The organism is Pleurocapsa minor HA4230-MV1 (genome assembly GCA_019359095.1).
Lineage (GTDB): Bacteria > Cyanobacteriota > Cyanobacteriia > Cyanobacteriales > Xenococcaceae > Waterburya > Waterburya minor.
Map to the genome: position 1 here is coordinate 152119 of JAHHHZ010000011.1, position 26449 is coordinate 178567.

The 26449-nt window shown below is 40.0% G+C and carries 27 protein-coding genes and 1 pseudogene; 13 read left to right on the forward strand and 15 right to left on the reverse strand.

The features are described from left to right. Positions 1-84 precede the first annotated feature (84 nt). From KME09_03120 to KME09_03130, 3 genes are all read left to right on the forward strand, one after another. Positions 85-783 (forward strand): succinate dehydrogenase cytochrome b subunit, encoded by a 699-nt coding sequence (locus KME09_03120; protein ID MBW4532905.1) that lies wholly within the window; start codon positions 85-87, stop codon positions 781-783. 174 nt (positions 784-957) lie between these two features. Next, positions 958-1128 (forward strand): hypothetical protein, encoded by a 171-nt coding sequence (locus KME09_03125; GenBank protein ID MBW4532906.1) that lies wholly within the window; start codon positions 958-960, stop codon positions 1126-1128. A 54-nt stretch (positions 1129-1182) separates the two neighbouring features. Then, on the forward strand, positions 1183-1371 hold the full coding sequence (locus KME09_03130; GenBank protein ID MBW4532907.1) for a tautomerase family protein: 189 nt from the start codon (positions 1183-1185) through the stop codon (positions 1369-1371). Between the two features lie 36 nt (positions 1372-1407). Here KME09_03130 and gloB read toward each other — a convergent pair whose 3' ends face one another. Then, complete coding sequence (gloB, locus tag KME09_03135) at positions 1408-2181, reverse strand: hydroxyacylglutathione hydrolase (GenBank protein MBW4532908.1); 774 nt, start codon at positions 2179-2181, stop codon at positions 1408-1410. A 5-nt stretch (positions 2182-2186) separates the two neighbouring features. Further along, positions 2187-2675, reverse strand: coding sequence for a GNAT family N-acetyltransferase (locus KME09_03140; GenBank protein MBW4532909.1), 489 nt, complete (start codon positions 2673-2675; stop codon positions 2187-2189). 200 nt (positions 2676-2875) lie between these two features. On the opposite strand from KME09_03140, the gene KME09_03145 reads away from it, so the two are divergent. Beyond that, complete coding sequence (locus tag KME09_03145; protein ID MBW4532910.1) at positions 2876-3682, forward strand: porin family protein; 807 nt, start codon at positions 2876-2878, stop codon at positions 3680-3682. Between the two features lie 254 nt (positions 3683-3936). Here the strand turns inward: KME09_03145 and KME09_03150 are convergent, their stop codons facing one another. After that, positions 3937-4371: a DUF4079 domain-containing protein gene (locus KME09_03150; protein ID MBW4532911.1), complete on the reverse strand. Its 435-nt coding sequence runs from the start codon at positions 4369-4371 to the stop codon at positions 3937-3939. Positions 4372-4508: 137 nt separating this feature from the next. Beyond that, entirely contained in the window at positions 4509-4877 is a 369-nt protein-coding gene (locus KME09_03155; protein MBW4532912.1) for a DUF1830 domain-containing protein, read from the reverse strand. 429 nt (positions 4878-5306) lie between these two features. On the opposite strand from KME09_03155, the gene KME09_03160 reads away from it, so the two are divergent. From KME09_03160 to KME09_03175, 4 genes are all read left to right on the forward strand, one after another. Continuing rightward, positions 5307-6878: a B12-binding domain-containing radical SAM protein gene (locus KME09_03160; protein MBW4532913.1), complete on the forward strand. Its 1572-nt coding sequence runs from the start codon at positions 5307-5309 to the stop codon at positions 6876-6878. 73 nt (positions 6879-6951) lie between these two features. After that, complete coding sequence (locus KME09_03165; protein ID MBW4532914.1) at positions 6952-8367, forward strand: metal-dependent phosphohydrolase; 1416 nt, start codon at positions 6952-6954, stop codon at positions 8365-8367. 84 nt (positions 8368-8451) lie between these two features. Beyond that, positions 8452-9084, forward strand: a complete 633-nt coding sequence (locus KME09_03170; protein MBW4532915.1) for a pentapeptide repeat-containing protein — start codon at positions 8452-8454, stop codon at positions 9082-9084. A gap of 67 nt (positions 9085-9151) precedes the next feature. Next, positions 9152-10594: an FAD-dependent monooxygenase gene (locus tag KME09_03175; protein MBW4532916.1), complete on the forward strand. Its 1443-nt coding sequence runs from the start codon at positions 9152-9154 to the stop codon at positions 10592-10594. A gap of 86 nt (positions 10595-10680) precedes the next feature. On the opposite strand, the gene rfbB is transcribed toward KME09_03175, so the two are convergent. The 6 genes from rfbB to KME09_03205 form a co-directional block, all read right to left on the reverse strand. After that, positions 10681-11763: a dTDP-glucose 4,6-dehydratase gene (rfbB, locus tag KME09_03180; protein MBW4532917.1), complete on the reverse strand. Its 1083-nt coding sequence runs from the start codon at positions 11761-11763 to the stop codon at positions 10681-10683. Positions 11764-11772: 9 nt separating this feature from the next. Next, entirely contained in the window at positions 11773-12846 is a 1074-nt protein-coding gene (locus KME09_03185; GenBank protein MBW4532918.1) for a glucose-1-phosphate thymidylyltransferase, read from the reverse strand. Positions 12847-12908: 62 nt separating this feature from the next. Then, a complete protein-coding gene (gene rfbD, locus KME09_03190; GenBank protein ID MBW4532919.1) occupies positions 12909-13802 on the reverse strand; it encodes a dTDP-4-dehydrorhamnose reductase in 894 nt (297 codons plus the stop codon). After that, positions 13799-14344: a dTDP-4-dehydrorhamnose 3,5-epimerase gene (gene rfbC / locus KME09_03195; protein ID MBW4532920.1), complete on the reverse strand. Its 546-nt coding sequence runs from the start codon at positions 14342-14344 to the stop codon at positions 13799-13801. The genes rfbD and rfbC overlap by 4 nt, the downstream gene beginning before the upstream one ends. Positions 14345-14817: 473 nt before the next feature. Then, positions 14818-18096, reverse strand: coding sequence for an alpha-mannosidase (locus tag KME09_03200; protein ID MBW4532921.1), 3279 nt, complete (start codon positions 18094-18096; stop codon positions 14818-14820). A gap of 128 nt (positions 18097-18224) precedes the next feature. Further along, positions 18225-18458 carry a DUF433 domain-containing protein gene (locus tag KME09_03205; GenBank protein ID MBW4532922.1) on the reverse strand — a complete coding sequence of 78 codons (234 nt, stop codon included), beginning with the start codon at positions 18456-18458 and terminating at the stop codon, positions 18225-18227. Between the two features lie 286 nt (positions 18459-18744). Between KME09_03205 and KME09_03210 the strand changes: the two genes are divergently transcribed. After that, on the forward strand, positions 18745-19152 hold the full coding sequence (locus KME09_03210) for a GFA family protein (GenBank protein MBW4532923.1): 408 nt from the start codon (positions 18745-18747) through the stop codon (positions 19150-19152). Between the two features lie 238 nt (positions 19153-19390). Continuing rightward, on the forward strand, positions 19391-19978 hold the full coding sequence (locus tag KME09_03215) for a Uma2 family endonuclease (GenBank protein MBW4532924.1): 588 nt from the start codon (positions 19391-19393) through the stop codon (positions 19976-19978). A 96-nt stretch (positions 19979-20074) separates the two neighbouring features. Here KME09_03215 and KME09_03220 read toward each other — a convergent pair whose 3' ends face one another. Next, entirely contained in the window at positions 20075-20428 is a 354-nt protein-coding gene (locus KME09_03220) for a helix-turn-helix transcriptional regulator (GenBank protein MBW4532925.1), read from the reverse strand. Positions 20429-20536: 108 nt separating this feature from the next. On the opposite strand from KME09_03220, the gene KME09_03225 reads away from it, so the two are divergent. Beyond that, complete coding sequence (locus KME09_03225; protein MBW4532926.1) at positions 20537-21625, forward strand: alkene reductase; 1089 nt, start codon at positions 20537-20539, stop codon at positions 21623-21625. A gap of 182 nt (positions 21626-21807) precedes the next feature. Next, on the forward strand, positions 21808-22359 hold the full coding sequence (locus KME09_03230) for a hypothetical protein (protein MBW4532927.1): 552 nt from the start codon (positions 21808-21810) through the stop codon (positions 22357-22359). 88 nt (positions 22360-22447) lie between these two features. Here KME09_03230 and mreD read toward each other — a convergent pair whose 3' ends face one another. The 3 genes from mreD to KME09_03245 all read right to left on the reverse strand — a co-directional run bounded on the left by mreD (position 22448) and on the right by KME09_03245 (position 24845). Continuing rightward, the gene (mreD, locus tag KME09_03235; GenBank protein ID MBW4532928.1) at positions 22448-22999 is read right to left on the reverse strand and encodes a rod shape-determining protein MreD; all 552 of its coding nucleotides are present in this window, start codon (positions 22997-22999) and stop codon (positions 22448-22450) included. Between the two features lie 30 nt (positions 23000-23029). Further along, positions 23030-23779: a rod shape-determining protein MreC gene (mreC, locus tag KME09_03240; protein ID MBW4532929.1), complete on the reverse strand. Its 750-nt coding sequence runs from the start codon at positions 23777-23779 to the stop codon at positions 23030-23032. A 64-nt stretch (positions 23780-23843) separates the two neighbouring features. Continuing rightward, positions 23844-24845: a rod shape-determining protein gene (locus KME09_03245; GenBank protein MBW4532930.1), complete on the reverse strand. Its 1002-nt coding sequence runs from the start codon at positions 24843-24845 to the stop codon at positions 23844-23846. A gap of 341 nt (positions 24846-25186) precedes the next feature. Here KME09_03245 and KME09_03250 point away from each other — a divergent pair, with 341 nt between their 5' ends. Further along, positions 25187-25852: a glutathione S-transferase family protein gene (locus tag KME09_03250; GenBank protein ID MBW4532931.1), complete on the forward strand. Its 666-nt coding sequence runs from the start codon at positions 25187-25189 to the stop codon at positions 25850-25852. 273 nt (positions 25853-26125) lie between these two features. On the opposite strand, the pseudogene KME09_03255 reads toward KME09_03250, so the two are convergent. After that, a pseudogene (locus KME09_03255) lies at positions 26126-26401 on the reverse strand (BrnA antitoxin family protein). Between the last annotated feature and the right edge of the window lie 48 nt (positions 26402-26449).

Genomic DNA, 26449 nt, shown 5'->3' on the forward strand with positions numbered 1-26449 from the left:
AGAGGACATCAAAACCTGTGTCCTCTTTTTATTTGGCAATACAATAAGATTTAGTTTTATATTGAGTCTTTAAAATAGAGCTTCATGACTATCAGTAGCGATCGCCCAAAACTAGTTAACTTTTATACTTCTCCTATCGGTAAAAAAATTATTACAGGGATTACAGGACTAGGTTTAACTTTATTTGTCCTCGTTCATCTGGTGGGAAACCTGACTCTATTTGCTGGCAGCAAAGCCTATAACCAGCTGGCTCATTTTATCGATAGCTTGGGTATTCTACTCTATCTAATTGAGTTTAGCTTATTGGCGATCGCCATTTTTCACGTAGTAGTTGGCATTAGCATTCGGCTAAACACCCTTAAAGCTCGACCAGTTGCCTATAGCCAGTTAAAAAGCGTAGGAACACCTAGTAAACAGTCAATTAGTTCTCGCAGCATGTTGATTACTGGCATGGTGCTATTGGGATTTTTAGTCTTACATCTAGCAACTTTTAAATTTGGCGTATATTACTCCACGATGATTAATGGAGTGGAGATGCGAGATCTATCAAGTTTGGTGATGGAAAAGTTTCACGACCCTGTTTATGCCTTTGGTTATGCTGGAGTAATGATCGTGTTAGCTTTGCATTTGCGCCACGGAATCTGGAGTGCTTGGCAATCAATTGGCGTGCTTAACTCGAAAATTAGTCCTGTAGTTTATGCGATCGCTCTTATTTTAGCTATTTTGATTGCACTGGGCTTTATTGCTTTACCTGTAGCTATTTACTTCAATTTGCTCAATTAATTCTCGATGATTAAATACTACTTGATAGGTAGATAGCTAAGTAGCTAGGCGGAATTAAATATAAAACCAAAAACAAGATAGATTTTAATGGTAATTAGTTATCTCTCCCTAAATTCCCTAATTCCCTAATTCCCTACCAGACTATCTTCTAATTAATTTGACCTACTTGCTTAAATGCCACAGATTAAAATTTACGGACTACAAAAAAATCTTGAAGCAAAGCGTTTTGCTTTGTCCCATGCTATTTATACAGCATTAGTGGAGGCGATTGGCACCCCAAATAATAAAAAATTCCAGCGGTTTATTGTGCTAGAGCCAGAAAACTTGATTTTTCCTAGCGATTAGGCTCCGCCTACCCTTCGGGATCGCAGTAGTGACTATACAATTATTGAAATTAGTATGTTTGAAGGTCGTTCTGCTGAAGCCAAAAAGAATTTGATTCGTATTCTATATCAAAAGATTGCTGAAACCGCTGATATTAAGCCACAAGATGTAGAAATTACCATTTTTGAGACTCCTCAAGGCAATTGGGGTATTCGAGGTATTCCTGGAGATGAGCTGGAACTGAACTATCAGGTAGATGTTTAATGCTTAATAGTTAAAATACTTAACTTAAAACTAAAACTAAAACTGGTCTTTCATACCGCGAATACGCCCAAAAACCCTTACAGGCTCATTAATCTTGGCGGTAGCTTGTAAAGCAGAAGTATCCCATCGCAAAAAAGGATTGGTCTGCTTTTCCTCACCCAGTAGAGAAGGTATAGTAGCTAAACCTTGACTTCGAGCTTGCTGTACTTTTTCATATCTAGTTGCTAAGTCTCGATTATCAGGATCTACCGTCAAGGCAAACTGGAGATTGCTTAAGGTATACTCATGAGCGCACCAAACACGAGTCTGATCGGGAAGCTGGCGCAGTTTAGCCAGGGAATTGAGCATTTGTGCGGGAGTTCCCTCAAATAATCTGCCACATCCTCCAGCAAAGATTGTATCACCACAAAATAATTCACCGATCTCATTAGCTACTGTCGGCGGAAAATAGTAAGCAATATGAGCGCGAGTATGTCCTGGAACAAAAAATACCTGAGCTATCCTGTCAGCAAACTGTACGGTATCTCCTTCTGTAAGATAGACTTGTTGCTGGGGTATTCTGCCTCGATCTTCTGCGCCACCATAAACACGAAGATCGGGAAACTGTTTAACTAGCTGTTGATTTCCACCAACATGATCCCCATGATGATGAGTATTAAAAATGGCAACTAATTTGGCATCAATTGACTGAAGATATTCTATTACTGGTGATGCTACAGCAGGATCGACTACCGCAGCAATTTTCTGTTGAGTATCCCACAGCACAAAAACATAGTTGTCTGACAAGACAGGGATGCGTTTAATTTCCATGATGTTTAATAGATTGTTGCCAAGGCTTTTAGTGCATTATCAGTGACACGACAAATACGCCAGTCAGGCAATACTTTTGCTCCTATGCTTTGATAAAAGGCGATCGCACTTTCATTCCAGTCTAAAACGCTCCACTCTAATCTTCCTGCATCTCTCTCAATGGCTAACCTGCCTAAATAAGACAACATTGCTTTTCCTATTCCCTGACGGCGGTATTCTGGCAAAACAAATAGATCTTCAAGATAAATTCCTGGTTTGGTTAAAAAAGTAGAGTAATTAGGAATAAATAGGGCAAACCCAACGGTTTTATCATTAATTTCGGTGATAATTGCCTCGGCATAAATACGACTGCCAAATAAATGCTCCTGTAGCTGCTCGATGGTTCCTGTTACCTGATGACTCAATTTTTCATATTCTGCCAATGCTTTAATTAAACTGAAGATTTGTGGAACATCAGCCACGTTAGCCTGACGAATAGTAAAGTCTAGATTCATTAAGATTTGCTTAACTATAAAATAGCTATAAATAACCCAACTATTGTCTCAAAAACTCTGTTACTACAACAACAATAAACAGTTTAATATCTGTCTAATGTATGAGTTTTTGATCGGGAATATCGCATAATATAACATTCATAGTTAGCCTAATTATGTTTATGTCTAGCTAGCAACAATTTATATGTGGTGTGAAAAGTATGAATATTAAAACTGCTGCTTTAGCAATTATTTTGGCTACAGGTTTCCCCTTAGCTGCTCAGGCACAAGATACACAAGACTATGAAAGTCTGAAAGTCTCTTGTCAATCTGGCGTTGAATGTAATAATTTTAAGGTTAATTTTCAAGAGCAAGGCGATGAAATTGCTCAAACCAGAAGAACCAGAACTCGGCGCACTCGTAGCAGTAGTACCGTCGACAGCAAGTATTATGTTGGAGGAACTCTGGGTGTATTCTTTCCTAGCGAAATTGATGATTTTAACGTGGCAGTAACAGCAGCTGGAGATACTACGTTACAGCAAGTCGATCCTGGTACTGGATTTGGTGGCAGTATCTATGGTGGGTATAAATTTAGCGAGCTGATTAGTGCAGATGCAGAAGGAGTTCTTTATTTCGGTAATGCCGATCCTCTCGATGGATCCTATAGTTCTTTTGGCTTTTTTGTTGGCCCCAAATTTACCTATACTTTAGACGAAACTAACGATCAAAGTCTCTACATATTCGCCAGCCCTGGTATTGGCGTAGGTAATGTTAACTTTGGTGGCGATCTCGGCGATGCATTAGGTGATGACGATTCGGGAACTGGATTTGCTTTGCAAGCGAAAGCTGGAGTTGGTTATCCTGTATCAGATAAAATCGATATTATCGGACAGGCTCGATACACAAACATTTTTGGTGTTGTCGATGTACCCGAAGTTGGCGAAAATGGTAACGTCGTTCAAGGGGAAAGTGAGAGCAAAGGTTTAGATGCATTCGGCATACAGATTGGAGCGCAATATAATTTCTAGTTTGTTAATTAGTGATTGTTACAGACAGTAACTAAATTTAACTGTAAATGGAGGCGACAGGAATATTTCCTAGTTCGCCTTTTGCTATTTTTTAGGTATTGAGTTTCAAACTCTTTCTTGTCTGGATGATGGGCAAATAATTTGAAATCTGCAAATGTTTGCTACAAATAAAAGATTTGGGGACTTAGGGACTTAGGGACTATTTATCTGTATCATTCTTATTTGTATTTCATATAAATTAAAATTAAAATCTTTTATAAATATTTCTGCACCACTAACCAACCAGTCCAAGATACGTAGGCTAATCCGACAAATAAAATAGCGTTGATCGTAGTATGGAGCGATCGCGCCCAATGATTATGAGCATCTATTTGATTGGCACTCCAGGCAGAAAGGCAGATTAACCCTACCACAAATAAGCCCGACCAAAGATGAGTAGAATGCCCTAGGCTGCCGTAGTAACCCACTGTACCTACAACACCGATCGCCAATAACAACAGCACTAAAAAGATAATGATGATGCCTCCAGTATAGTGAGCATTTCTCAGCCAAGCTGGACGACCAATTCTGGCTACACGACCATAAAACATTAATGCTCCTGAAGCGAAAAGCAGAAGATAAAAAGCGATCGCTCCTCCCATTGCCCAAGCAGCAATTTTCCAAAGCCAAAGAAACGAAGGTAAATTCAAGTTTACTAACCGAGTATTGTTTTATGCTAACGACATTTATTTATTTTAACTTAGCACAAAAAATGGAGCTATTATCTTTAACTAACCCCAAATAATTGTCTTCAATATTGGTGAAAACTTGATGCTTTATTGATGTTTTAAATAGCAAAATTAACTGATGCTCCAATATCCATTCTACCAATAGAAATACTACCAGTCTGTTCGTCCTCTAACACTTGTTGAACTTTAAAATGATCTGGATCTTCTTGTGCATTTTTCAGCTTGAGCTTAATGCAAGGAATTGTATCCGACAAGATAGCACTCGCCATCATTCCCGAATGGATTTCTAAGACGGCTTTTTCATGAGCTTCAAAGACTAATCGCTGACCAGGGAACACTACTCTTTCAAAATACCAGTTAGGAATATTAGTGATGCGAGCTATCTGAATTTGACTTGTAGCATTTACATAACAACACAAAATGCTATCGCTTTGATCGCTTGGAAAAGGATCTAATGTTTGAGACATAACTATTTAAAAATATTGTGTAAAAAAAGGTTTTTGCTGCTAAATCTAATCTAGCATTTCCCGATCCCAGTAATTTGTAAACCAAGCTACCGATAAATAGATTAAATAATCTTTTGTTCAACTGCTTTTGATGACTTTATTGCATCATAAAAATTTTATTTTTAAATAACTTTTCGATCTTAACTAAAATTTCTAAAACGATTAAGGATCAATCTATACAAATTTGACTTTTCCCCTTGGTTACATCGCGATTAATTCTTAGTTGAGGTGAGGAAAATGTAAAATATGATTTGAACTTAGTTGATTGTGGAAGATAATCTCGCTAAAGTTAAGTTATATAACTAATTTATTATCGTCTCTGGCAGGAAACTAGCTAATCTCCTCCAGCAAACTCATAAAAATTGTAAAATTTAACAATAGTTCTCACTTATGACTCAGCGTATCCTCTATGTTCGTTTACCCTGCAACCCCATATTTCCGATTGGGGTGGTGTATCTAGCAGATCATGTACACAAATTATTTCCTGAAGTTGAGCAAAAAATCTTCGATCTAGGAACAGTTCCCCCGCTAGATTTTAATCCAGCCTTGGATCGCTGTGTTGATGAATTTAAGCCATCTTTGCTGGTATTTTCCTGGCGAGATATTCAGATTTATGCCCCTGTTGGTGGTAGAGGAGGAAATCCGCTGCAAAACGCCTTTGAATTTTACTATGCTAAAAACCCCTTGATTCGATTGAGAGGAGCATTGGGGGGGCTAAAGGTAGCGTCTGCCTACTATGGAGAACTGTGGCGCAACAATAATCTGATTAAACGAGGATTAAATAGAGCCAAGCAGTATAATCCAGAAGCCCGTGTGATTGTGGGCGGGGGTGCAGTTAGCGTATTTTATGAGCAGCTACAAGAATCGTTACCTGATGGCACAATTGTTTCAGTTGGTGAAGGAGAACAATTATTAACCAAGATCCTCAATAATCAAGAGTTTCGCGACGAACGCTGCTATGTAGTGGGCGAAAACCAGATTAGAGAAAAGCTAATTCATGAATGGCCTACGCCGATTGAAAAAAGCGCTTGTAATTACGATTATATTGCTACAGTTTGGTCAGAATTTGACTATTATCTCCAAGAAAATGATTTCTATATTGGGGTACAAACTAAAAGAGGCTGTCCTCATAACTGCTGCTACTGCGTTTATACCGTGGTAGAAGGCAAACAGGTACGGATTAATCCTGCTGATGAAGTAGTTAAAGAAATGCGTCAGCTTTATGACAGGGGGATTCGCAACTTCTGGTTTACAGATGCTCAATTCATTCCTGCTAAAAAGTATATTCCTGATGCGATCGCTTTACTCCAAAAGATTGTTGATTCGGGCATGAAAGACATTCATTGGGCAGCCTATATTCGCGCTGATAACGTGACTCCTGAATTGGCAGAATTAATGGTCAAAACAGGGATGAACTACTTTGAAATTGGCATCACTAGTGGTTCACAAGAGTTGGTGCGTAAAATGAGGATGGGGTATAACCTACGTACTGTCTTACAAAATTGCCGTGATTTAAAAGCAGCAGGGTTTAATGATCTAGTGTCAGTCAATTACTCGTTTAATGTGATTGATGAAACTTACGAGACAATTAAACAGACCATTGCTTATCATCGGGAGCTAGAAGCAATTTTTGGGCAAGATAAGGTCGAGCCAGCAATTTTCTTTATTGGTTTACAGCCACATACTCATTTAGAAGAATATGCCTTCGAGCATCAAGTTCTCAAACCTGGATATAACCCCATGAGTTTAATGCCTTGGACAGCTAAAAAGCTGTTATGGAATCCTGAGCCATTTGGTTCGTTCTTTGGTGAAGTATGTCTCCAGGCTTGGAATCAAAACCCTAACGATTTTGGACGAGAAGTAATGCAAATTCTAGAAAATAAGTTAGGTAAAGCTTCTCTCGAAGAAGCCTTGACTGCTCCTGTAAAATCAGAACAGCAGAAAATTACAGCTTTCGTTTAAAAACAAATATAAATTAACCATCGGTGTATCCTGAGGGGATCGCACCAAAAATTTAACTAACTAACTATCTACTATGCTGGAAGGTTCGATATTACAAAGATTGGATGAGGCTCATCGCCAAAGTGTGCGACCTTTAAACCTGGGTGTTTACTATAAAAATACCTTGGTTGCTCTGTGTCATGCTTTGGAAGATTTCATCTTAGATTCCCACAGTGCGCCTTTAATGGTGACGGCTTTTCAGCGTGGCAAATGGTATCTGGAAGAAGCAGATCGTTATAGCGATTTGGCAGACAAATCAGAGCATGTCGTACTAATGGCAGCCCCTGATGCAGGATTTGATAGCCACCCTACTAGCAAGAAGGAAAACGTGTCGCTGGTGCAGCTTAAGCCAGAAGATCCTGTCGCCGAAGAATGGCATTTGATAATTTTCTCGCCAACCTATACGGCAATGGTGTTGTGTCAAGAGTTATCCCCTGAAGATTATGGAAACAATAAGCCTAAAACAGATTTAGAACGCAAATTCTATGGCTTTTGGACATTTGAACCAGAATTAGTGAAGGAAACTGTAGAGCTGGCGATCGATCATATGAGTAAATATGACTCTAAACTGGCCCAGATGATGACCAGTAAAGTCGCCAAGATGACTGCTGAATCTGCCACCAGACAAAGAGACGATTTGGATGCAGTAGTTTCTCAAGTCATTAAGTATCTCCAAGACTCCCATAAAACCCTAAATCAACCACAACAAACAGGTAACTTTAAAGGTTTCCAAGATTTAAGCGAAAATATTGTTTCTAATGAGATGCAGGCGTTCCTGCGGATGGCTCAATTATTGGATGCTACCGACGTTAGCAACCCGATGGCAGCCTCAGAAGTAGCATCAATGGCAGAAGCTATGTCACAGTTGCTCGATTTACCTGCCTGGCAGACTAAAAGGTTGTATTTATCTGGCTTACTACATCGGGTGGGTTTACCAGACGTAACTAGACGTAATAGGCGATTAGGCTCTCCTAAAGGATTAGCTAGCGCGTCCCCCTACGCTTCGCGATCGCAAGTTCAAACAGAAACTTTGGCTAATCAATCTGCGCCCAAAGCCTCAGTCTTGCGAGTTATGCCCCAGTTAGAAGCCATTTCGCAAATCTTGACCCATCAAAGAGAAGCCTGGGATGGCTCAGGTATTCCCGCAGGATTATCCTACGATGAAATTCCTTTAGAGTCTCGGATTATTTGCCTGCTAGCAGATTTTCAGCAGAAAATGAAGGCTTATAAGCAATATTCTGCTGATAAAAACCCAAGCGCCCAGGCTTTAAAAGACTGTCAGGCACTAGCTGGTAAACGATACGATCCCAAGTTACTAGATGCTTTATCGCTCCTGGTGATGGGAATGCAGCAGGGAATGACTCTTCAGGCTTATCGACCAAAAATTGCTACAGGAATGTGGCTAGTAGATTCGGGTAGTGTGAATCAGAACAAAACACCATTTTCTTAAACTATCTCACCACTAAAAGTCAGCTAACCTTTGACTTTAAATTTATTTTTAATCAATTTTCAATCAAAACCTAAAACACAGATAATGACCGTAGAGACAATTCGCGCAGGACAAGAGAAGCATTTTCCAGGGATAGATTTAGAAGATGAAGATTTGGCTGATTGTCAACTAGAGAAGATTAATCTAGCAGGAGCTAATTTAGTTGGGGCAGATTTTTCTCGCTCTAATCTCAAGGGGGCAAGGCTAGATGGAGCAAACTTAATGCAGGCAGATCTACAGCTTACGGATCTGCGGGCAAACTTGTTAGGGGCAAATTTAATGCAGGCGGATCTTAGTCATGCTGACTTGCGAGGTAGTAATCTGCGTGGGGCAAACCTAATGGGCGCAAAATTAGCCCAAGCTTCTTTATCAGGAGCATTTTTGAGTGGAGCAAACTTAACTGGGGTTAATCTTAAAGGAGTTGACTTAAGAGGGACAGATCTGCGGGGTGTTAATCTTAACAGTGCCAACCTTAAAGGAGCTAATCTATCTCAGGCAGATCTTCAGGGGGCAAATCTTAGCGAGACTAACCTCGAAGAAGCTGATTTGCGCGGGGCCAACTTAGCTGGGGCAAACTTAACTGGGGCAAACTTGCTCTGTGCGGAATTAGAAGGCAGCAATCTGGATGGTGCGAGTATGGAGCGAACCTGCATATTGGGTACAGCGATCGCTAAATAATTATCTTGATAGTTGTGACTGCTTTCTTTGATAGCATCTTGGGAAGAAGTTAGTTGAGTAAAATTTAATGAATTTAGATGGGAAAGAGAAAGTCTATGGTATTTTAGATGTTTTAATTGTTGGTGCTGGGCCAGTAGGTTTAGCTACGGCGATCGCTCTACATCAGCGTGGCATTGATAATATTCTGGTAATCGATCAAACTCGCAGCTTTCGTCAAGTTGGACAGGTAGTTGATATTTTACCCAATGGTTTAAAAGCACTCAAATGTATTAGTGAGGATGCTTATCAGCAGATTAAAACAGTTGGTTTAAAATTTACTCAAGCTCGTCGCCAACGGAGTGAAGGCGATCGCCAACAGGCAGTAAAAAAAAGATTTTGGTGTCAAAAAAACCTCCAAGGAGAAGTTATTCGTTCGACTCCTTTAGATTTTGACTTTTGGCATGAGCGCTATGGAGAAGGACGAGTCTCAATTCCTTGGTATCAACTACAAACTGAGTTACGAAGCTTATTACCAGCAGAAATAGTTAAAGCTAATCATCGTTGTGTCGCTGTTACTCAAAATGCCAGCTGTGTCACTGTAAACTGTATCAGCGATCGCGAAATTACGGCTAATCCCTTTGCTCACTGGGAAAATACCGCTACAGAGGAGCAAACCGATGCTGTATCGCCTCAACCTACTAACGAACATCAATTTAAAGCCAAGCTAGTTGTTGCAGCAGACGGGATTAATTCTACTGTACGCCAGTTGGTTTATGCTGATTCAAATTTGAGTCAGTGGGCAAAGCCTCAGTATTCTGGTTTTGCTGCAATTGGTTGCTTACAAATCGAGTATGTTTCCCAGGAGATGATGCAGCAACTTGAAAAGGAATATTTTCGAGGGGATATGGTAGTGACCCTGCAAAATGATTCCCCTGAATTAAAAGCGCAAAACCTTGATTCGCCAAGACTAATCATGATCAAAAAAGGTGCAAATACTCTGGGTTATCTATTTCATACTGCTTTAAACTTCGATCGCCTACAAAATAAATCCCCTGAAGCAATGATCGACTTAGCAGTAGAGATTTTAGAGAGAGCAGATTTCCCGACTATTTTTGCCGAGGTAGTTAAATTATCCGTTCCTCAAACACTAATCCATCGACCCTACTACATTCACCCTGCTGATATCTCCGAACCAGCAATCTGGAGTAAAGATCGCTTAGTCTTGGTGGGTGATGCTGCTCATGGAATGCCTCCCTTTGCTGCTCAAGGAGCTAATCAGGGTTTAACAGATGCTGCTATTATCGGTACGGCGATCGCCAATATTATTCAGCATCATGACTTGGACAAACAAGAAATGATCGATCGACAGTTTAGTAAATATGAACAGCTGCGTCGTCCTGTAGTCGAAAAAGTCCAAGAAGCTACAATGCACAATCACAATTGGCCACAGGAGCAATGGGACAAATATAGTGACGCAACTTATCTTCAGGATGTAACGAGTTTATGTCATGAGTTTATTTTGCATCGTTAAAGCTTAAAGGCGATCGCTAAACGGGTTTAAGATCCCTACCAAAAAGAGTTTGGTAGTTTAACTTATAGCTTATAGCTTATAGCTAGTTAGGCATATACTTGGTCGTAGTAATTTTTATACTCATCACTAAGTAAAGGTTGCCACCAATCCTGATTCTCCAAATACCAGACTACGGTGCGTCGTAAGCCTTCCTCGACAGTTAATTGGGGACTCCAGCCTAATTCTCGCTTAATTTTACTAGCGTCGATCGCATAACGGCGATCGTGTCCTGCGCGGTCTTTAACAAAGGTAATTAGGTCTTTTGAAGGACGTACAGGTAGATTTGGCGCTAGTTCATCCATCAACTTACACAGTTGTTCCACTAGATCGAGATTTTTTACTTCATTATTCCCGCCAACATTATAGGTTTCTCCTGGCGTACCACGATTAATCACCACGTCTAATGCTCGACAGTGATCTTCAACATAGAGCCAATCCCGAATATTCTGCCCATCACCGTATACAGGCAGGGGTTTGCCCAAAAGGATATTAATACACATCAGCGGAATCAACTTTTCGGGAAAATGAAATGGGCCATAATTATTAGAACAGTTGGTAATTATGGTAGGCATACCGTAAGTATGGAAATATGCCCGCGCTAGATGATCGCTCCCCGCTTTGGAGGCGGAATATGGACTATTGGGGGTGTAGGGAGTTGTTTCAGTAAAAGCAGGATCGTCTGCTTCCAGGCTGCCATAAACTTCATCGGTAGAAACGTGTAAAAAGCAATCGCTTTGAGGTTGCTCTCTTTTGTTCCAGCGTTGGCGAAAGGCTTCTAAGAGGGTAAAAGTTCCCACCACGTTAGTCTGAACAAAGGCTCCAGGCCCTAAGATAGAACGGTCTACATGGGACTCTGCTGCAAAATGAGCGACGGTATCAATATTTTCCTCTGCTAACAAATTGTCGATCAAAGTGCGATCGCAAATATCCCCTTGAACAAACTTAAACTGAGGCTTATCTTCTAAACTAGCTAGGGTGCTTCTATTTCCTGCATAGGTCAAAGCATCTAAGACCACAATGCGATCGTCTGGATAATTCTTACTCCAATGATGGACAAAGTTAGAGCCAATAAATCCTGCTCCTCCTGTAATTAAAATGTGTCGAGGTGTTCTACTATTGTCTTGCTGCATATATGCTAATTAGGTTAATTCAATCTGTGAGTCGTCACCAATCATAAACCGTAATGCTTTAGGACGCTGAGGTGCAACTTTAAGGTGCGCTCTTTCGCCAATTAAACTATCGACAATCCGAGAGCTAATTCCTTCTATAGTTGCTCCTTTAAGCACTACGCTATGTTCAATATCAATATCAATCAAAGTAGTATCATCCGCAATGCTGGTATAAGGGCCGATAAAGCAGTTTTGGATCTGGCAGTTTTTACCAATCGTCACAGGGCCACGAATCATCGAATTAGTTACCTGTGAGCTTTCCCCAACATGAACTCGACCACTAATTTTACTCTGGTCATCGATCGCCCCTTCACGGGTAGATTCTAGACAAGTATCGAGAATAATCTGGTTAGCAGCCAAGAGGTCGTCTTTTTTGCCTGTATCGAGCCACCAGCCTTCTAATCGGTGAGATGCTACCCCTTGTTTTTGGTCAATTAAATACTGAATTGCATCGGTGATTTCTAACTCTCCTCTGGGAGATGGCTGAATATTGGCGATCGCCTGATGAATTTTAGGGGAGAATAAGTAAACTCCTACCAACGCTAAATTAGACGGTGGATCTTGTGGTTTTTCAATTAACTCTAAAACTTTTCCCGCCTCATCGACTCGCGCCACACCAAAAGCACTGGGGTTTTCTACTGCACAAAGTAAGGTCAGAGCATCTAAATGTTGAGTTTTGAACTTGTCAATAAATAGATCGAGTTTACTCTGTACTAGGTTGTCTCCTAAATACATCACAAAAGGAGAGTCGCCTAAAAAGGGTTGCGCTACCTTAACTGCGTGGGCTAATCCTAATGGCCGATCTTGGGGAATATAAGTAATTTTTGCGCCAAAGCGATCGCCATTCCCTGTTTTAGCCTGTACTTCCCCTCCCGTTTCTGGGCTAATAATAATGCCGATTTCAGTGATTCCTGCGGCGACGATCGATTCAATGCCGTACCACAGGATCGGTTTATTGGCGACAGGAACTAACTGTTTAGCACCTGTATAGGTTAGAGGACGTAATCTCGTACCTTTCCCACCAGATAAAATAATTGCTTTCATTGTTGTTTTTAATTGGCTAGCTTGGTTTTGGTTAGTCTTTTTTGGCTATCAGCTATCAGCTATCAGCTATCAGCTAAAGATTGCCATTCGGTTAACATCTTAGACAGGGAATCCCGCCAGTAGGGGGGATGTGTTCCCAAAGCTGCGGTGATTTTAGTTTTGGCTAAGACGGAATAGGCTGGACGTTGGGTGGGGGTGGGAAACTCGGCGGTAGTAATCGGTATAACCTGTTCAACTTTTAAAGGAAAACCAAGCTGTTTGGCTTCATCGAAGGTAGCTAAGGCTAAATCGTACCAGCTAGCAACACCACTATTAGTAAAGTGATAGATCCCGTTAATACTTTCATCCGTCAAAGATTTGGCGAGTAAATGAGTAATTGCGATCGCAATATCATAAGACCAACTAGGACTACCAATTTGATCGGCGACTATTTTTAACTCAGTTCGTTCTGCACCCAAGCGCAGCATGGTTTTGACAAAATTACCGTGACCCCTCGAACCATATACCCAAGCAGTACGCAGAATTAAATGGCGATCGCAATTTTCTCTTACCCCAATTTCTCCTAGTAGTTTAGACTTGCCGTATACTCCCAAAGGATCGGGGCGATCGTCCTCTAGATAAGGAGTATGGTTTTGTCCATTAAATACATAGTCGCTGGAAATATGTAGTACTTTTGCATTAATATCTTGAGCAGCAATGGCGATCGCTTTTGGGGCAGTGGCATTAATAGTCATTGCTAGTTCAGATTCGCTCTCTGACTTATCTACGGCGGTATAAGCAGCAGCATTAACAATCATATTGGGCTTTATCTCTGCAATTCGCTGCTGGATTTGTTCAGGTTGACTTAGATCTAGTGATTGACGATCGACACCGATCACTTCGCCGATACTAGGTAAAGTCTGCTGTAGTTCTTGTCCTATCTGTCCTGTAATACCAATCAACAATATTTTGGTCATGCAAACACCTCAGCTTTTTCTAGCGGTAGGCCAGAGCGATCTTTCGCCGATAGCACTGGTTCACCCACGATTTTCCAGTCTATATCAAGGGCAGGATCGTTCCACAAAATACAACGTTCATATTCTGGTGAGTAATAATCAGTTGTTTTATATAAAAAGTCTGCCACTTCCGACAAGACGACAAATCCATGAGCGAATCCAGGCGGAACCCACAATTGTCTGTGATTAGTTTCACTCAAAATACATCCTGTCCATTGACCAAAAGTGGGTGAACTTTTACGAATATCTAGCGCCACGTCATATACTGAACCTGAAGTAACGCGCACCAGCTTTCCTTGAGGGTTTTGAATCTGATAATGTAGACCTCGCAAGACATTTTGCGCCGAACGAGAATGGTTATCTTGGACGAAACTAGCCATTACGCCAGTTTTCTCTCTAAAGGTTTTTTCATTAAAGCTTTCCAGAAAAAAACCGCGCTCATCACCGAAGACTTTAGGTTCAATAATTAAAACATCGTAAATTTTGGTGTGAATAACTTCCATGAAGCTTTTTACCTATTTTTTAGCTAATAGTTACCTGTTATAGCAGTCCTATTTGATTTATGAAACTACATTAATTGGTTTTTAGGTAATAGGTAGTCTTAAAGGACGACGCGCAGCTAGTCCTAAAGGATAAGCTCCGCAAATGAGACCGAAGGGAATCCTTTAGGGCTTTAGCATACCGCTTCGCATATAGGTAGTAGAAATTTCTCATTTCATTTAGGATTGCTATATCAGTATTGCTGAATAAATCTGTCTCTGGCAGCCATTGGGGAACTTCTCCTCTTATAGGGATAAATTCAGAGGTAGGCGAGATCGACAGATGATCATCTGACTGCATTGCAACAGCATAGTCAAGTTTAAATCAATTTAAGTAAAATTCAAGATTAGTTATTGATATTTTTCTGATCAACTATTTATTTAAAATTGCTAATTATTGATGATTATATGAGCAATTATTAGCTTACATGCCTAATTTAGATTGGCTTTGATGGAAGATGTTGTTTGAGCTTAAAATTAATAATTTTATGAGGTTTAACGCGCTGGAGTTGTTCATTTTCAACCTGTTTTCTATCTAAGCAATCAATTTGATCGGCTAACTCCAAATTTACGTCACTTCTAAGCTTGATTTTAGCTTCTGTTCCCCATGCTTCATAGCAACGCATAGTTAAGTTTTGCTGATTAGATAGCTGTAACGCCATTAAGATTAAGTTGTCGGCGGATAGGTTTAATAGTTCGCTTCTGGTTGGTAATTGCTGACTATTTTGCTTCTTTTGCTCTGGTTGAGTCAGAATTATGGTGTGCAGGTTGGTATTTAACTCATAACCTTGGCGAACAGTATTCGCTTCTTGCCAGCTATGTTTATGGGGATAAATACTATAGGTAAAATGATGAATGCCGCGATCGCTTTGGGGATCTGGCCAAGTAGCCGCCCGTAATAAAGTTAAGCGTAATTGATTTGGTTGAGCATCATAACCATATTTGCAATCATTAAGTAAACTAACTCCGTAATCTGCTTTTATGTCGGTTAAATCTGCCCAGTTTAAGGCTGATACTTCCCATTGCGCTCTCTCTGCTGCTGTTTCAGGTTTCGTGGTGCGCTTAATTGTGCTACAGGGAATTTCGCAAGTAACATAATCGCTGGTGAGATTTAAGGGAAATGCAACCTTGATCATTACATGGGTTTCTTGCCAATCTACGGTATTTTCTATCGTTAAGAGATTTGCCTGTTTTGCTAAAATATAGTCTTGAATAAACTCGGAACTATTAAATTGTTTAACTACCCTAATTACCTGTCTTAATTCGCTATTTTCTAACCACTCAATTGATTTTAGTTGGGTGTCAGATAATTGCTTTTGTGCATATTCTGGATCGATATTCCAAGCATCCCAATACTGCCCTTGGTCTGTAAAAGCCTGTAGTTTATTACCAGGTAATCGCAATATTTCTCGCTCGTTGTTCTTATCAAAAATACTATCTAAATCACCTGTTTGCGGATTGACAATTACCTTTAAATAATTATTTTCTAACAGGTAATCAGCTTTAAATTCATCCCGCGATCTTATTCCTGATTCTTGACACAACCAATAAAAACTGTAGCCTACCCCTGGAATATTTTGCGCTAGAAAACTTAATGTACCTGCTCGATCGCTATGAGTAGTAATTTTATTTCCCCGATCATCCCAAAGCCAAAATAAATTGTTATCCTCAAATCGAGAATCTTCTAAAGTTACTACTTGCGATCGCGACCAATTAAGAGAATTAAACACAACTATTGGTACAGCATCTGCTTGAGGTGGATCTGGTAACTTGATACTGGCAGCAATGGTACTTAGAGCATGTTGCAGAAGATTTGCGCCGATGGTCAGCGCTGTCTCCCAGTCTCGATTAGCTTCCCTAAAAACTTCGGCGATCGATGTCCCTGGCAAAATGTCATGAAACTGATTAAATAGAACTTTCTTCCAGGCAATTTCGATCAGCTGCTGAGGATTTGCTTGACAAAAACCTTCTTTTTCAATTATATTTTTTATATTGGGAAATAGTGGCTGGATATCAAACCTGTCTCCACAAAGCAAAGTTGCTAAAGTTGACCACAATTCCGCTTCATAAAGTAATCTTTCACAACGGCGATTATATCTTTTCTGATCGGCATGAACGGTATAACAACCACGGTGCAACTCTAGATATAGCTCATCTTGCCATATCGGCAACTGATGCCGAAGAATCCCTTGCTTTTTCTCCTTATCCCCCTTTGCGTCTTGGCCCCAAACTAAGCGGGATAAACGACTTTGCGCGAAACTTTCATTGCTTTCTCCAGTACCCCCAATCCTCCTCAAATAATCCCCAGTCGTAACAAACTCAATCTGCGGAAAAAACGGCGAGTCCTGCCATTTAGCAGCAACCTCCAACATATCTCTAGTTGGCCCTCCGCCATGATCGCCTACTCCTGGTAGCCAAAATATCTCCTGTAAACCCGTCTGCACTTCCCAATCAACTGCATAGTTAGCCATGGTAATCGGGTTAGTATCCATCACTCCCGTCACGTTAGGGGGAGACATCAAAGTTAATAACTGCGTTCCGTCGGGAGACTCCCACCAGAAACAGCCATGAGGAAACTTGGTCGTATCATTCCAGTGCAATTTTCCCGTGACAAAAGATTCAATCCCGCATTGCTGCATAATTTGGGGTAGTTGCCAAGTAAAACCGAAGCTATCGGGTAGCCAAGCAACTTTTGCTATCTCGCCAAACTTCTCCTGATAATATCGCTGTCCATAGATTAATTGCCGAATTAACGACTCACCACAAACCAAATTAGTTTCAGGTTCAACCCACATCCCGCCTAATATTTCCCACCTATTGTCCCTGACAGCATTTTGAATTAACTCAAACAATTCAGGGCGATTATGCTCAATCCATTCATACAAGGCTGGACTAGTATGACCAAAGGTAAGAGCAGGAAAATCTTGCTGTAGCTCCAGAACAGACTTAAAAGTTCGTTCCGCGACTTCGTAGGTTTCGTCAGTTGTCCATAACCAAGCCATGTCCAAGTGGGCATGACCGAGTAAATTAAAACGACGTTGTTTAATATCCTGTGCCAGGGGTAACAAAAGCGATCGCAACTGCGCCAAATCTTCTGTAAACTTATCAGCCTGTTCCAGATTGTGCCAGTTAAACCCATCTAATTCTGTCGCTAATATATCTAGATCTGCGGGTTTAAATTGAGACAGATACTTGCTTAAGACAGTGATTTCATCCGCTACCAAACCAGGGTCAATCTTTTGGGGAGTATTTACTTGTTCATAAATCAAATGCGATCGCATTAATGCCCCAATGTCATGACTCGGACTAACAAGGCGAATAGTCACCACATATTCTTGTCCTGGTTGAGCATAATCCGTAATTAATACCCGCGCCGAAGAATCAAATAAATCTCCCTGTTGCACCAACTCCCCGTTAATAAATATTTGAGCATCTGCTGCCCACCAAGTTAAAACTAAACGTAAACTCATCCCCTCTATGGGATAACCCTGTAGTGTTTGAGGGATAACAATCTGCTGTCCTAGCCATTTAACCTCTTTCCCTGAAGAAAAAACTACATAGCCCTTCTCATTGAGGATGACAGTGGGAGACTGAAAGGAATCTATTAATGTTGCATCATTACCCAAGTCACGCCAACTAGCTTGTACCTCTAGTCGCACTAGCTGACGCAATTTAGCGATCGCTTTTTGGATAGTTACAGCAGAGTCTTCAAGCATATTGTTGATTAATATCTGGTTTGATAAGTAAGACAATAAAAAAAAGACTGTCGTAATTTAGGCAATATTGCTAATTTCTACAATCATTTCACCTTGCCGTAGTTGCTCCAAAGCATCAACCCAGATCTTCATGCCGTCAGCCTAGGAAAGTCCGTGCGTCGTGCAGCGAAGAGCAAGCAAGCTTGGATATCGGCAAGTTCCAGATCGGGAAAATCTTCCAATATTTCAGTCACGCTAACATTTTCAGCTAACATCTCTAAAATATCGGTCACTCGAATTCGCATCCCTCGAATACAGGGACGACCACCACATTGCCCAGGGGTTTGGGTAATACGAGTGAGCAAGCCAGTTGTTGAATTCATGCGGGTGTCTACAAGCTGCTTTATTTGCCTTTATTTTACCGACCAATTATGTCAATATCATCACCTAAAGTCAAGAAACATCGGTAGATTCGCGATCGCTTCTTGGATAGTTTCAGCAGAGTCTTCAAGCATAAGTTTGATTTCTTAATTTATTTTTGACGTATTTTGTTCGCTCCATTTTGCCAGTAAAGATCAAGGTTCGACAAATTCTGTATATTACTTACCAAAAGGATAGTTATACGGAACAATTCCGTATAATAAATATTTATACATAGAGGAAAACGAAATGGTTGAAGGAAGTTGTCTCTGTGGTTCAGTTAAGTATAAGGTGGAGCTAATTCCAGAGAAAATATTTAATTGCCACTGTAAGTTTTGCAGAAAAGCACACGGAGCCGACTATGCGACTGTCGCCCTTGCCAAAGCAAGTACGTTGGAGATTTTTGACGAATCAGGTTCATTAAAAGAATATAAAAATGCAATCGGTGGGTACAGAGCTTTTTGTGTCAATTGCGGTTCACGGCTGATGAATTATGCTGACGATAAAAATATCTGGCTATGCATTGTGTTAGCAACTGTAGACACTCCGACGAATTTAAAACCAGTTGCCCATGTAAATATTGAATCAAAAGCAAGTTGGTGTCAGCCCTATGAAGGTATACCAAGTTTTGAAGGACTTCCTCCTGGAGTTATTTAAAAATAGATTCGCGATCCAAAGGCTAGGAGTCGCCTAATCGCTTCTTGGATAGTTGCAGCAGAGTCTTCAAGCATAAGTTTGATGTCTTAATTTATTTTTGATCTATTTTGTTCGCTCCATTCTGCCAGTAAAAATCTTTAAAGAATCGGCTAAGTTAGAGGTGGCAATTCGAGAGAATTTATGAGGATTAGGGTATGAACTTTCAGTTGGTATCACTACTTTTAAATAGGAGATGGTTATGATTGTAGCTAGAGAGCAAGAGCGACACTTTACACCTGAAGAATATTTTGTTTGGGAAGAGCAACAATTAGAAAAGCATGAGCTAATCGATGGTCGCGTGTATGCGATCAGTGGGGGTACAAAAAATCATAGTGCGATCGCTATAAATTGCTTGTTATCGATCAGATCTCATCTGAGAGGAAGCAAATGTAGAGTTTTTAATTCAGACTTAAAGGTTAATATTTTTAATACTCACAACTATACCTATCCCGATCTCAGTGTCACTTGCGATCCGCGAGATAATTCTAGCCCTCAATATATTACTTATCCCTGTTTGATTGTTGAGGTTTTATCCGATAGCACTGAGGCTTATGACCGAGGCAAGAAGTTTAAAAAATATCGCCGCAATCCAAATTTGATTGATTATGTTTTAGTGAGTTTTGATGAGATTGCAATTGACATTTATCACAGAAACGATGGGGGAGATTGGTTGATTTTGAGCTATCGAGAGGGCGATCGCGTAGAGTTTAAAAGTATTAGTTTAAGTTTGGCGATCGAGCAGTTCTATGAAGAAATTGTTTTCGAGCAGCAATCTGACATTTCCTAAAAAAAAGACTATCTAAAATCTAAAAAAGAATGCGGAAAGGTTTGCGATCGCTTTTTAGATAGTTCCAGTAGGGTTTTCAAGCATAAGTTTAATTTCTTAATTTATTTTTGATATGTTTTGTTCGCTCCATTCTGCCAGTAAAGATAAAGGTTCGACTAGGGTTTCACCCAAAGGCGTGAGAGAATATTCAACCTGTGCAGGAACTGCTGGATAAACTTTTCTTTTGACCAAGCCATTCTGTTCTAATTTACGAAGAGTTTGAGTTAAAACTTTTTGAGAAATTCCTTCTATTTTACGTTCCAATTGTTTATAACGTCTGGTTTGATAAGCAAGACAATAAATAATAATTACACTCCATTTATTGCCGATAATATCCAAAACTTGTTGAGTAGGACAATCAAGAGTAAATATTTCGGGTTCTGGACGATTACGGATTAATTTACGCACCATTTGGTATGTATCTTACTTTTAAGTACCTTCTTGATTGATGGTAGGGATAGGCTTAATGATATCAGTAGGGTATTTACTACTCAAGCAAAAATTAACTAAATCCAAATTATGAACTCTAATCTTTTTGACTTTTTTCAATTAGGCTCAAATAATTTAGACAACCGTATGGTGATGGCTCCCATGACTCGCTTACGTGCTAATGGGACAATTCCCACTCAGTTAATGGCAGAATATTATGCTCAACGTGCTACTGCTGGTTTAATTATTACTGAATGCACCATGATATCTCCCCTCAGTCAAGGATATATGAATGTACCTGGTATTTATAACGAGGAGCAAATTCAAGGTTGGAAATTAGTTACTAATGCAGTTCACGCTCAAGGCGGTAAAATATTTTTACAAATTTGGCATAGTGGCAGAGTAGCTCATTCAGCTTTACTTAATGGAGAAAAACCAGTTGCACCCAGCGAAATTGCAGCTACAGGTCAATTACATACTCCTATTGGTAAGGTAGAGATAGAAACTCCCCGTGCTTTAGAAACCTCAGAAATCTCAGAAATTATTGCTCAATTTCGTCAAGCAGCAATCAATGCAAAACAGGCTGGTTTTGATGGAGTAGAGTTACACGGCGCCTTTGGTTATTTAATCGATCAATTTTTACAGGATGGTTCAAATCAACGCCAGGATAAGTATGGCGGTTCGATAGAAAATCGCGCTCGTTTTTTACTAGAAGTAGTTGAAGCAGTAACTCAAGTTTGGAGAGATGACTGTGTTGGGATTAGATTATCTCCTAGTAATACTTTTTATGGCATGGTTGACTCCGATTCTCAAGCCACTTTTAGCTACGTAATCAAAGCCTTGAATAATTTTAAGTTGGCATATATTCATCTAATGGAAGCCAATGAAGTTGACCTAAAGACTCGTCAGGTTATTAATCCTGTTTTACCCATTTTTCGTCCTCTTTATCAGGGAAATATTATTACCAATGGTGGTTATAACAAAGAGACAGGAAATAGCGCGATCGCTTCTGGAAATGCCGAGTTAGTTTCTTACGGTAGACCATATCTAGCTAATCCTGATTTGGTCAAGAGATTTGTTGCTAATGCTCCTTTAAATGAACCTGATCCCAGAACTTTTTACGGTAGAGGTGATACTGAAAACGCAAAAGTTGGCTATACAGATTATTCTTTTCTTTGAATCAAATGCTTTATTACTACCTAAATTAATTATGTGGTCAAATTGGAGTTGACTCAGGACAGACTTAACTTTTGTAGTGCGATCGCAGGCACTCAATTAGGGTTAAGATCCAGAAATTTGCTCGCAATAATATATTGTATAGTTATGCAATCAACAAAGTAGAATATACAGGGAGTATCAAAGTGCTTGAAATTAAAGATTTTGCCACTCAAAATTGGACTATTACACCAGTTGGATTAGCAGGCAAGGAAACGCCAAGTACTATAGCCGATCAAAGATGGAACATAGTTTTGACAGGGGTGGTTAATGTTAATTTGAAAGGCGCTGGGGGAGAGTTTTTACGTGAAACATTACTTTTTAGACCACATGTCGGTTCAGCGATGCGGTTTGCAATTGGGCAGTATGATATTCCGATTCCTCCAGCTTCATATGGTGGCGATGTGCCTGAAACGGTATTTCAGGTTGAACAATATGCGCCACATGCGACGATCGGCTCGACCTATCATGGTAATTCTGCCGTAAATTATGGCTATGCTGTCGATCTTTGGCGCCTCAACCCTTCTGACGTTAGTAAAGATGCTAGGACAAACGCTGCAATCAACAAAATATTTACTGGACTACAAGTTGACGTTGCGGTGTCGGGTACCGATGGGCAACTATACCGTCTAAGCTATAACATTAACCTGATTGGGCGGATTAGATTTAGAAAATATATTGCTGAATTGTCTATCTGATCTCAAATATAAATAAGAATGATATAGATAGATAGTTACCAAGTCTTCCATTTGTAGCAAACATTTGTAGATTTCAGTTAATCTTACGTTAGCTTAATTTTCTTCTCCATAATCCCAGTCGTTTTTGCCACAGATTCATAGGATAATAAAAAGCAGGACTCCAAAGGCTAGTAATAATTGCTGAAATAATAACTACCTGCTGATATTTCTGCCTTAAATCAGTCATGCCAATTGAATGTTCTCCAGCATACTGTAAAGCAAAAATGGCTTCAGATAAAAATGTCATAAAAAACACGATAAAAGCGACAGAAATAAAATCTTCACCTAGATACTTTTGCGTCTTGAGACTGGAAGTTAAAACCCCTATCACTACAAAACTGAGAATATGTGAGGGATTGCTAATAGTAATACCATCATAGATACAGCCGATCATCAAACCAGCGATCGCCCCTTGCCATGCCGTTCTATTGAGACTCCAAGCCACAACCCAAATTAATAACCAGTTTGGATTTACTTCTAATAGCTCCATCCCTGGAAGATCGACCAGCATTAAAATAATGCAAACAGCGATCGAGGCAGTAACAAACAGTAAATTAATTACCGTTAAAATATTAAGTGATCTCTGTTTTTGACGCTGCATTATTACTGATTACTGATTACTGATTACTGATTACTGATTATCAGCTAACTTAGATGCAAATGGCTGAATCACTACCCATTCTAAAACATCAATTGGCGCACTTAATTCAACCTCAATGGTAGCACCTTGATTTTTCTTGATAGATTTGACCTTCCCAATTGCTAAACCAGGAGGATAAAGCTTACTCAGGGGAGAAGTCGCAATCTCATCTCCAGGTTTAATGTCTGCTACCTGATTAAAAAACTGCATCACAACTATAGATGAACTTTTGCCTCGAACATAGCCAAACTGACGATTACGACTGAGAATTGCCCCAACTCGACTGGTACTATCACTGATTAATAATACCTTGCTGGTATGAGGCGTAACGTGAGTAACTCGCCCCACTAAACCACCGATACCCGTGACAATATAGCCAGGTTTAACCCCATCTTTGCTTCCCTTACCCAGAGTAACTCTGTTCCACCAGCGATCGCGACTACGAGCAATTACAGGTGCAGCAATAGTTTTCACTGGTTGAGCTTCAGCATAAGCTAACGATTGCTTCAACTGCCGATTCTGCTGTTCTAACTCCGCTAAGTTTTGCTCTAGCTCTAAAATTTTGGCATTAGTCAGCCGCTCTTCTAAAGTAAACTGTGCTTGAGATTGAAATGGTTTAACTACAAAGTAATAAGCTTCGGAGAGAAATGCAGCCTGAGTTTGTTTGATCCCTAGAGCAATAATTAGAGCGACTATAACTATGATTGTACGAAACCCATATCTGTCCCACCAGCGACTCATACGACAGTTGTCCCAATTAATTTTCTGACAGTATTCAAGATTGTTTAAAGCGCGATCGCAACTATTATCTCAGGATAGAAGTATCGCTAAAGACGCGATCGAAAGTTTTGTCTTCTAAAACCTTTCCTGTCCCCAACACTACACATTTCAAAGGATCGGCTGCAATATGAGTCACAATACCTGTTTCATGACTGATTAAAATATCAATACCCCGCAGCAATGCACCTCCTCCTGCCAACATGATGCCACGATCGATAATATCCGCAGCCAAATCTGGAGGAGTTTGCTCTAGAGTACGTTTAACCGCCTCAATGATACTTCTTACCGAATCTTTGAGACATTCCCTAATTTCTGATTCGCTCACTTCCACCGTACTGGGTAACCCTGAAAGCAAGTGCAAACCTCTTACTTCCATCGTGCGATCGCTCTCATCAATAGGATAAGCCGAACCGATTTTAAACTTAATATTTTCCGCTGTATTTTCGCCGATCGCTAATTTATGCTCTCGCTTAATTTGATTGGAGATCGCTTCGGTCAATTCATCCCCAGCAATACGAATAGACTCACTAATTACTTTGCCCTGAGAGCTAATTACGGCTACCTCAGTAGTTCCACCACCAATATCGACAATCATATTGCCTGTAGCTTCACATACAGGTAAACCTGCTCCAATTGCTGCGGCGATCGGTTCTTCAATTAAGTTGACTTCCCTTGCTCCTGCATTCGTGGCAGCTTCAATCACCGCACGACGTTCTAACTTGGTGACACCGCTAGGAATGCCAATCACCATGCGCGGATGAACTAAAGGATTACCTTCAAAAGCCCGTTTAACAAATTCGTGGATCATGGCTTCTGTCGCGTCAAAATCAGCGATTACCCCATCTTTGAGGGGACGCAAGGCTTGAATATTTTCGGGAGAGCGTCCTAGGAGTAATTTTGCTTCTTTACCGAATGCTCTGGGGTATTCTGTTTTGCGTTCGATCGCCACTACAGAAGGTTCTTCCAAAACAATTCCTTTGCTAGATACATAGACCAAAGTATTCGCAGTACCGAGATCGATACCCATGTCCCGCGAAAGTTTAAAACGATTAAAAAAACCCACTGTAATATTTCGCTCCGCAGAAACTAATAACGCATTGTTTAAGTCGAATCTAATCTACTCTCTATATGCTAATTAGTCTAATCGAAAATATACGGAAATTAGATCTAGGTAGTTAGGTTTCAAAAACTAGAGAGATTGCAAAAACTGAATCATCGCAGTGCGATCGCTTATTGATAAATTCTGAAATGTTTCTTTGGCGTTTTTTGCTTCTCCATATTTTAGATATTTTCCATTGAGATACACTTTTAAGCAGAGTTGTTTAACTTCTACTGGATAGAAGCTAGAAATAGGCTGAGAAATTAGTTTTGCTGAAATTTTATTATAAAAAATTATCGCTGTATTCCCGTCCTGTATGGATTGCTCTATTGGAAAAACAGCTATCTTTTGAGTCTATAGAATTAAACCTAAACGGCGATCAGTGGCAGCAAGAGTTTATAGCAATTAATCCTTTTGGGCGTATTCCCGTATTGATAGATGATGATTTTGTAATTTATGAATGCTTAAGCATTCTGGATTATCTGGAACTCCAGTATCCAACTCCCGCCTTGTTACCTAAAGAGAGCAAAATTTCAACAATTGTCCGCATGAGCGAAATGTTGGCGCTACATGAGTTGATTCCAGCAATGCTCACTCTCATACGTGTAACTGATAACCAAAATGCTATTGAGCAAGCTAATCGACAAATAACCGCAATGCTTAGTTTTTTAGAAAAGCATCTAACTGGTAAAACCTATATTGCTGGAGAGCAGTTTAGTTTAGCCGAAATTGTGGCAGGTTCAATTATTATTTGGTTACCGTATTTAAATATACCTCTATCAAATTATCCAAATGTAGAACTCTGGTCAAACCAATTAATGCAACGTCCAAGTTGGCAAGCAACTCAACCAGATCCGAAAGTGATTCAAAATTGGTTAAAACGTATTCAGAAACTGCCTAAAGTGCGAGCTAGACAGTGGAAGCAAAAAAATTAAAAGTCACATTGCGCTAAAGCATACACCTTCGGATATCCTGCTTGACAGGAAAAGTTAAAACTAACACCTGGCTTATAGCTTACAGCTTACAGCTTATAGCTAGTTAAAGAGATTGCAAAAACTGAATCATCGCAGTGCGATCGCTCGTTAATAAATTCTGAAATGTTTCTTTAATTTTGCTTGGGGAAAATCAGAAGGGGTGTAGCCTCCTACTTCTAATGATTGACAGTGGGTAATAATGTCTTGTAAGACGGCTATCGCTTATTTCTTTAGTTAATGATGAGCTTCCATATACGCTCGCAGTAAACTATTAATCTGAGTTTGATAGCCTTTTCCTTGGGATTTGAACTACTCTAGAACATCGCTGTCGATTCGCAAAGTAACTTGAGACTTATTCTTGTTCGCGGGTAAACCTTGGCGAACTACTGCTTTAGCAAATTGTTCTGGCATAATTTCAGGACAATCAGATAGATCGATTTCTCGATCGCTCATCGCATCAAGTTTTTCCCAGTCTGTTTCAGATTTGCTCGAAATAGGTTTTCTGCTCATATTTAGTTGCCTTCCTAGCTGAAATAATGCGGATTAAGCATTTTTGCT

What these genes read in the sequence shown, in the direction of transcription:
- KME09_03120 (MBW4532905.1), top strand. Translation starts at nt 85, where the DNA reads ATGACTATCAGTAGCGATCGCCCAAAACTAGTTAACTTTTATACTTCT.
- KME09_03125 (MBW4532906.1), top strand. Translation starts at nt 958, where the DNA reads ATGCCACAGATTAAAATTTACGGACTACAAAAAAATCTTGAAGCAAAG.
- KME09_03130 (MBW4532907.1), top strand. Translation starts at nt 1,183, where the DNA reads ATGTTTGAAGGTCGTTCTGCTGAAGCCAAAAAGAATTTGATTCGTATT.
- gloB (MBW4532908.1), bottom strand. Translation starts at nt 2,181, where the DNA reads ATGGAAATTAAACGCATCCCTGTCTTGTCAGACAACTATGTTTTTGTG.
- KME09_03140 (MBW4532909.1), bottom strand. Translation starts at nt 2,675, where the DNA reads ATGAATCTAGACTTTACTATTCGTCAGGCTAACGTGGCTGATGTTCCA.
- KME09_03145 (MBW4532910.1), top strand. Translation starts at nt 2,876, where the DNA reads ATGAATATTAAAACTGCTGCTTTAGCAATTATTTTGGCTACAGGTTTC.
- KME09_03155 (MBW4532912.1), bottom strand. Translation starts at nt 4,877, where the DNA reads ATGTCTCAAACATTAGATCCTTTTCCAAGCGATCAAAGCGATAGCATT.
- KME09_03160 (MBW4532913.1), top strand. Translation starts at nt 5,307, where the DNA reads ATGACTCAGCGTATCCTCTATGTTCGTTTACCCTGCAACCCCATATTT.
- KME09_03165 (MBW4532914.1), top strand. Translation starts at nt 6,952, where the DNA reads ATGCTGGAAGGTTCGATATTACAAAGATTGGATGAGGCTCATCGCCAA.
- KME09_03170 (MBW4532915.1), top strand. Translation starts at nt 8,452, where the DNA reads ATGACCGTAGAGACAATTCGCGCAGGACAAGAGAAGCATTTTCCAGGG.
- KME09_03175 (MBW4532916.1), top strand. Translation starts at nt 9,152, where the DNA reads ATGAATTTAGATGGGAAAGAGAAAGTCTATGGTATTTTAGATGTTTTA.
- rfbB (MBW4532917.1), bottom strand. Translation starts at nt 11,763, where the DNA reads ATGCAGCAAGACAATAGTAGAACACCTCGACACATTTTAATTACAGGA.
- KME09_03185 (MBW4532918.1), bottom strand. Translation starts at nt 12,846, where the DNA reads ATGAAAGCAATTATTTTATCTGGTGGGAAAGGTACGAGATTACGTCCT.
- rfbD (MBW4532919.1), bottom strand. Translation starts at nt 13,802, where the DNA reads ATGACCAAAATATTGTTGATTGGTATTACAGGACAGATAGGACAAGAA.
- rfbC (MBW4532920.1), bottom strand. Translation starts at nt 14,344, where the DNA reads ATGGAAGTTATTCACACCAAAATTTACGATGTTTTAATTATTGAACCT.
- KME09_03200 (MBW4532921.1), bottom strand. Translation starts at nt 18,096, where the DNA reads ATGCTTGAAGACTCTGCTGTAACTATCCAAAAAGCGATCGCTAAATTG.
- KME09_03205 (MBW4532922.1), bottom strand. Translation starts at nt 18,458, where the DNA reads ATGAATTCAACAACTGGCTTGCTCACTCGTATTACCCAAACCCCTGGG.
- KME09_03210 (MBW4532923.1), top strand. Translation starts at nt 18,745, where the DNA reads ATGGTTGAAGGAAGTTGTCTCTGTGGTTCAGTTAAGTATAAGGTGGAG.
- KME09_03215 (MBW4532924.1), top strand. Translation starts at nt 19,391, where the DNA reads ATGATTGTAGCTAGAGAGCAAGAGCGACACTTTACACCTGAAGAATAT.
- KME09_03220 (MBW4532925.1), bottom strand. Translation starts at nt 20,428, where the DNA reads ATGGTGCGTAAATTAATCCGTAATCGTCCAGAACCCGAAATATTTACT.
- KME09_03225 (MBW4532926.1), top strand. Translation starts at nt 20,537, where the DNA reads ATGAACTCTAATCTTTTTGACTTTTTTCAATTAGGCTCAAATAATTTA.
- mreD (MBW4532928.1), bottom strand. Translation starts at nt 22,999, where the DNA reads ATGCAGCGTCAAAAACAGAGATCACTTAATATTTTAACGGTAATTAAT.
- mreC (MBW4532929.1), bottom strand. Translation starts at nt 23,779, where the DNA reads ATGAGTCGCTGGTGGGACAGATATGGGTTTCGTACAATCATAGTTATA.
- KME09_03245 (MBW4532930.1), bottom strand. Translation starts at nt 24,845, where the DNA reads ATGGGTATCGATCTCGGTACTGCGAATACTTTGGTCTATGTATCTAGC.